Annotated in this window: 3 protein-coding genes and 1 pseudogene; 1 reads left to right on the top strand and 3 read right to left on the bottom strand. The window is 69.8% G+C overall.

All coding sequences use genetic code 11. The annotated features are described in order from the left end of the window. Positions 1-1,596 (top strand): family 20 glycosylhydrolase (locus tag ABY44_RS09520; RefSeq protein WP_431641142.1); only part of this gene is annotated, 1,596 nt, incomplete at its 5' end. 153 nt (positions 1,597-1,749) lie between these two features. Here the strand turns inward: ABY44_RS09520 and nagE are convergent. From nagE to ABY44_RS09505, 3 genes and pseudogenes are all read right to left on the bottom strand, one after another. Then, on the bottom strand, positions 1,750-3,513 hold the full coding sequence (gene nagE / locus ABY44_RS09515; protein ID WP_060171885.1) for an N-acetylglucosamine-specific PTS transporter subunit IIBC: 1,764 nt from the start codon (positions 3,511-3,513) through the stop codon (positions 1,750-1,752). 97 nt (positions 3,514-3,610) lie between these two features. After that, on the bottom strand, positions 3,611-6,193 hold the full coding sequence (ptsP, locus tag ABY44_RS09510) for a phosphoenolpyruvate--protein phosphotransferase (RefSeq protein ID WP_059695058.1): 2,583 nt from the start codon (positions 6,191-6,193) through the stop codon (positions 3,611-3,613). Between the two features lie 15 nt (positions 6,194-6,208). After that, a pseudogene (locus ABY44_RS09505) lies at positions 6,209-6,382 on the bottom strand (SIS domain-containing protein); the annotation flags it as partial.

Below are 6,382 nucleotides of genomic sequence, written 5' to 3'. Positions count from 1 at the left end.
GTGCTGATCGAGGGCTACGATCGCGCCGGCCTCTACTACGGCGTGCAGACGCTCTACTCGCTCGCACCGGCCGGCGGCGGCCCGATCCCGGCGATGCTCGTCGAGGATTCGCCGCGCTTCACGCATCGCGGGATGCACGTCGACCTCGCACGCAACTTCAAGCACCCGGCGACGCTGCGCCGCCTGATCGACCAGATGAGCGCGTACAAGCTCAATCGCCTGCACCTGCACCTGTCGGACGACGAGGGCTGGCGCATCGAGATTCCCGGCCTGCCCGAACTGACCGGGATCGGCTCGCGCCGCTGCCACGACCCGAGCGAGACGCGCTGCCTGCTGCCGCAGCTCGGCTCCGGCCCGGACAACCGCTCGGGCGGCGGCTACCTGACCCGCGACGACTACGTGGCGCTCGTGCGCTACGCGGCCGCGCATTTCGTCGAGATCGTCCCCGAGATCGACATGCCCGCGCATGCGCGCGCGGCCGTCGTGACGATGGAGGCACGTTACCGGCGGCTGCATGCGGCCGGGCGCGAGCAGGAAGCGAACGCATACCGGCTGCTCGATCCGCAGGACACGTCGAACCTGACGACGGTGCAGTTCTACGACCGCCGCAGCGACCTGAACCCGTGCGTGCCGGGCGCGCTCAATTTCGCATCGAAGGTGATCCGCGAGATCGCGGCGATGCATGCGGATGCGCAGGCGCCGCTGCACATCTGGCATTACGGCGGCGACGAGGCGAAGAACATCTTCCTCGGCGCGGGCTTCCAGCCGCTGAACGGCACCGATCCGAACAAGGGGCGCATCGATCTCGCCGCGCAGGACAAGCCGTGGGCGCGTTCGCCCGCATGCACGGAGTTGCTCCAGCGCGGCGAGATCAAGTCGATCGACGAACTGCCGACGCGTTTCGCGCAGCAGGTGAGCGCGGCGGTCGGCGCGAACGGGATCGACACGATGGCCGCGTGGCAGGACGGCATCAAGCATGCGAACGGGCCGCAGGACTTCAGCACGCGCCACGTGATGGTGTCGCTGTGGGACACGATCTTCTGGGGGGCGTCGGACAGCGCGCGCGACCTGAGCGGCAAGGGCTATCTGACGGTGCTCGCGCTGCCCGACTACCTGTACTTCGACTTCCCGTACACGCTCAACCCGCGCGAGCGCGGCTACTACTGGGGCTCGCACGCGACGGACGAGTACAAGGTGTTCTCGCTCGCACCGGAGAACCTGCCGCAGAACGCCGAAGTGATGGGCGACCGTGACGGCAACCCGTTCGAGGTCACGGGAACGGGCCCCGCGCCGCGCATCGAAGGCATGCAGGGGCAGGCGTGGGGCGAGGTGATGCGCAACGACACCTTCCTCGAATACATGGCCTATCCGCGGCTGCTCGCGCTCGCCGAGCGCGCCTGGCACCGCGCCGACTGGGAACTGCCGTATGCGGCCGGCGTGCGCTTCAAGCGCGGCGACACGCATCACGTCGACACGGCCGCGCTGCAGCGCGACTGGGCCGGTTTCGCGACGCTGCTCACGCAACGCGAATTGCCGAAGCTCGACCGGGCCGGTGTCGGCTACCGGAAGCCGACCTTCACGCTGACGAATCCGTGATCGGCTGAACGCCCGGGCGACGCGCGATGCAAACACGTGCATCGCGCCATCGCCCGCACCAAAAAAAACGGCTTGCGACGCAAGGATCGCAAGCCGTTTTCGTTTTGCCGGCCGGCCCGAATCCGCATCGCGGATCGGGCCGGCCCGATCACATCAGGCCGGCTGCGCGGCCGCTCCGCTGCCCGACGGCGGCAGGCGCGCGCCGAGCTGTTCGGCATAGCGTGCCGCCGCATTGCCGCAGACGATGTGGAACGTGTCGAGCGACACCCACGCGACGTCGAGCGCACCGAGACGATCGCGATCGACCGCCGACGGATCGCGCACGACCACACGCAGGCGCGTGGTCGCGATCGCGTCGAGCGACACGACGTTGGTCGCGCCGCCGAACACCGCGAGCCAGCGCGCCGGCTCCGGATCGAGCGGACCGGCGGCCGCACCCGTGACGGGCTGCGCCGCGGCGGCCGTCGCCGTCGACGCGGCACCGGTCGCGCCGCTGCCGATCGCGGCACGCATCTCGTCGGCAATGATGTCCGCCTCGGGCCCGATGATCACCTGCACGCTGTTGCCGCCGCGCTTGAGCACGCCGCGCGCGCCGATCGACTTCAGTTCCGGCTCCGAGATCTTCTCCGGATCGACGACGGTCAGGCGCAGGCGCGTCGTGCATGCGTCGACGACCGACAGGTTGCCGGCTCCGCCCAGCGCGGCAATGTAGCGCTGCGCACGCGGCGCAGCCGCAGCGGCGCCCGCCGCCGGCGCGACGAAGCCGCCCGATGCGTACGATTCCGCGGCCGCGTCGGCCGATGCGGGCTCACGGCCCGGCGTGGCCATGTTGAACTTGCGGATGAAGAAGCGGAACAGCCCGTAATACGCGGCGCCGTACGCGATGCCGAGCGGGATCGCGATCCAGCCCTTCGTCGACAGCCCGTAGTTCAGCACGTAGTCGATCGCGCCGGCCGAGAACGTGAAACCGAGCTTCACGCCGAGGATCTGGCAGATCGCGAGCGACAGCCCCGTCAGCACCGCGTGGATCACGTACAGCACCGGTGCGAGGAACATGAAGCTGAATTCGATCGGCTCGGTCACGCCGGTCAGGAACGACGTGAGCGCCATCGAGAACAGCAGGCCGCCGACCATCGCGCGGCGCTCCTTCGGTGCCTCGTGCAGCATCGCGAGACACGCGGCCGGCAGGCCGAACATCATGATCGGGAAGAAGCCGGCCATGAAGGTGCCCGCGGTCGGGTCGCCCGCGAAGAAGCGGTGCAGGTCGCCGTGCACGATCTCGCCGCCGGCGGGCGGCGTGAAGTTGCCGAACACGAACCACGCCAGCGAGTTGATGATGTGGTGCAGGCCCGTGACGAGCAGCAGGCGGTTCAGGAAGCCGAACACGAACGCACCGATCGCGCCCGCCGTCGTCAGCCACTGGCCGGCGGCGTCGATCGCATGCTGGACCGGCTGCCACACGTACCCGAACGCGATGCCGAGTACCACGCACACCAGCCCCGTGATGATCGGCACGAACCGCTTGCCGCCGAAGAACGCGAGGTAGTCCGGCAGCTTGATGTCCTTGTAGCGGTTGTACAGCAGGCCCGCGACGACACCCGCGATGATCCCGGACAGCACGCCCATGTTCAGCTTGGGATCGATGTCCTTCATGATCGCGGTTTCGATCAGGTAGCCGATCGCGCCCGCGAGTGCCGCCACGCCGTTGTTGTCCTTCGCGAAACCGACCGCCACGCCGATCGCGAACAGCAGCGGCAGGTTGTCGAAGATCGCGCCGCCGGCGTCGGCGATCATCTTGATGTTGAACACGTCCGGCTGGCCGAGTCGCAGCAGGATGCCGGCGACCGGCAATACCGCGATCGGCAGCATCAGCGCCCGGCCCAGGCCCTGTATTTTCAGAAACGGATTCCCGTTCATTCAGTCCTCCAATCCTTGTCTCGTCGTTAAGCGTCGTTAATCGTCGTTGAGCTGATTGCCTTCGTCGTAATACGGGTCGCGAACCTGCCGTCGACGCTCAGTCGAGCGGCCAGACCTCGCGACTTGCTGCCCTTACCGCCTGTGCCGAGTCGAGCGCGAGCAGATCCTGCGCGCGCTGACGGCACAACTGGTAATCGAGACGGCGCACACGCGCCTTGATGCCCGGCACCGATACGGGGTCGACCGACAGCTCGGTCACGCCGAGGCCCACCAGGATCGGCACCGCGAGCGGATCGCCGCCGAGCGCGCCGCACACGCCGACCCACTTGCCGTGCTTCGCGGCACCGCGCACCGCGATGTCGATCAGGCGCAGCACGGCCGGATGCAGGCCGTCGGACTGCGCTGCCAGGTCGGCCTGGCAGCGGTCCATCGCGAGCGTGTACTGCGTCAGGTCGTTGGTGCCGATCGACAGGAAATCCGCGTGCTGCGCGAGCTGGTCGGCCAGCAGCGCGGCCGACGGCACCTCGATCATCACGCCGACCTCGACCGGCTCGGTGCGGCCCTGGGCGCGCGCGAATTCGTCGATGCGCTTTTTCAGGCGCACGAGCTCGCCCGCGTCGGTCACCATCGGCAGCAGGATGCGCACCGCGCCGAACGGCTTCACCGCGAGCAGGCCCTGCAACTGATCGTCGAGCAGGTCGGGGCGCACCTGCGCGAGACGGATGCCGCGCAGGCCGAGCGCCGGGTTCGGTTCGGGCGGCAGCGTGAGGTAATCGACTTCCTTGTCGGCGCCGACGTCGAGCGTGCGGATGATCGCCGTGCGGCCCTGCAGCGCGTCGACGATCGACTGGTAGCTCTGCTGGTGCTCGACGACCGTCGGCGCGGCCTGGCGATGGATGAACATCAGCTCGGTACGCAGCAGGCCGACCGCGTCGGCGCCGTTGTCGACCGCGGTGTTCGCGTCGTCGAGCGTCGCGATGTTCGCGGCGACCTCGATCGCGCGGCCGTCGACGGTGGCGGCAGCGGCCCCCGCCAGTTTCCGGTTCGCCTCGCGCACGCCGTCCAGGCGCTGGCGCTCGTGCCGCGCGCGCTCGACGTCGAGCGCGGTCGGTGCGTGTTCGAGCCGGCCCGCGCTCGCATCGACGACGACCTGCGTGCCGTCCGGGATCGCGTACAGCGCATCGCCGACCGCCACCAGCGCCGGAATGCCGAGCTGGCGCGCGATGATCGCCGCGTGCGACGTCGCGCCGCCGCGCGCCATCACGAGCGCGGTCACGCGTTGGCGATCGAGCGACGACAGGTCGGACGGCGTGAATTCCTCGGCCGCGAGCACCGCTTCGTCGGGCAACGCACGCGCGGCACCGTTCGCATGACCGAGCGCGCGCAGCACGCGCTTCTCGATGTCGCGCAGGTCGGCCGCGCGCTCGGCGAGCAGCGCGTCGTCGAGCTTCGACAGCGTGTCGATCTGCGTGCGGATCGTCGCGCGCCATGCGAAGCCCGCGCTCTTGCCGAGACTGATCAGGTCGCGCGCCGCGTCGATCAGCGTCGGGTCTTCCAGCAGCACGCGGTGCACCGCGAAGATGCCCGCTTCACCGACCGCGCCGCGCGCCGATGCGTTGCGCACCGTTTCGTCGAGTTCGGCGTCGACGGCCTTCAGCGCCTGGTCGAGCTGGCGGCTTTCCGACGCGGGCGTGCCGGCGGCCTGCTCGGGCGGCACGATCTCCGCATCGTCGAGACGCACCAGCGTGCCGACCGCGATGCCGGGTGCCGCGCACACGCCCGCGAGCGTGTTCGGGTCGATTGGTGCGCCGACGTTGCGCGCAACCGTCTGCGGCGCGGGCGACCTCAGCCGTGCCGGCTTTTCCTCGACTTCGCCGTGTGCTTCGCGCAGCAGCTCGTGCTCGACCGCATCGACGGCCTGCTGTGCGTGCGCGCCACGGCCGACCAGCTCGACCGTCGCGCCTTCGCCCGCACCGAGGCCGAGCAGGCCGACGACGCTCGCGATCGACGCCTTGCGGCCGTCGAACAGCACGTCGACGGTCGCGTCGAATCCGCGCACGGCTTCGCGCGCCCGCGCGGCCGGCCGTGCGTGCAGGCCACCCGGCTGGGCCAGCACGATTTCACGGCGCACTTCGTGATGCGCCGCTGCGCCGGTTTGTGCCGCCTGCGCAGCCGCTTCGCCCTTGCCGCGCAGCGCGAGCAGCGGCGTCTTGCCGGCCGTCGCGAAGCCGCTGGCACGATCGACGACCTCGAACGCATCCGAGTTCGCGATCGCGATCACCGACACGAGCGAATGCGCGCTGCGCGCCACCGCGTCCTGGTCGAACTCGATCAGCAGCGCGCCCGCCTCGACACGCGCGCCGGCCTCGACGTGCGCGGTGAAGCCCTGCCCGTTCAGCTCGACGGTGTCGATGCCGATGTGCAGCAGCACTTCCGCGCCTTGCGGCGTCGTGATCGTCACCGCGTGGCCGGTGCGCGCGAGATGCGACACGACGCCCGCGCACGGCGCGACGAGCTGGCCCGCGAGCGGGTCGATGCCGATGCCGTCGCCGAACATCCCGCCGGAGAACACCGGATCGGGCACGTCGGCCAGCGCGACGATCGGCCCGGTCAAGGGACTGAGCAGGACGATCTGATCATGGGTGGAACTCTTCAACTGGGACTCCTCGGCGCGTCTCATCGGCTGTCTCGGCTATCAGTGCGTTTCGGTGACTTTGTTCAGGTGGCGCGGCGTGTCGGGGTTGCGGCCGCGCGCGACGGCGAGATCCGCCGCCATCACGTAGAACGAAAGAATGGCGGCGATCGGGTCGAGCGCCGAATGGGCGGACTGCGCGAGCGGCAAGGTCGCGCCGGGCGTGCCGGGCGTGCC

It is taken from the genome of Burkholderia sp. ZZQ-2 (assembly GCF_050768715.1).
GTDB classification, from domain to species: Bacteria; Pseudomonadota; Gammaproteobacteria; order Burkholderiales; family Burkholderiaceae; genus Burkholderia; species Burkholderia cepacia.
Note: the sequence above shows the minus strand (reverse complement) of the source record. Positions and strands in the feature narration are given on the sequence as shown.

Bases quoted from the DNA above. Each gene is read 5' to 3' on its own strand.
- ptsP (WP_059695058.1), bottom strand. From the start codon at position 6,193: ATGAGACGCGCCGAGGAGTCCCAGTTGAAGAGTTCCACCCATGATCAG.
- nagE (WP_060171885.1), bottom strand. From the start codon at position 3,513: ATGAACGGGAATCCGTTTCTGAAAATACAGGGCCTGGGCCGGGCGCTG.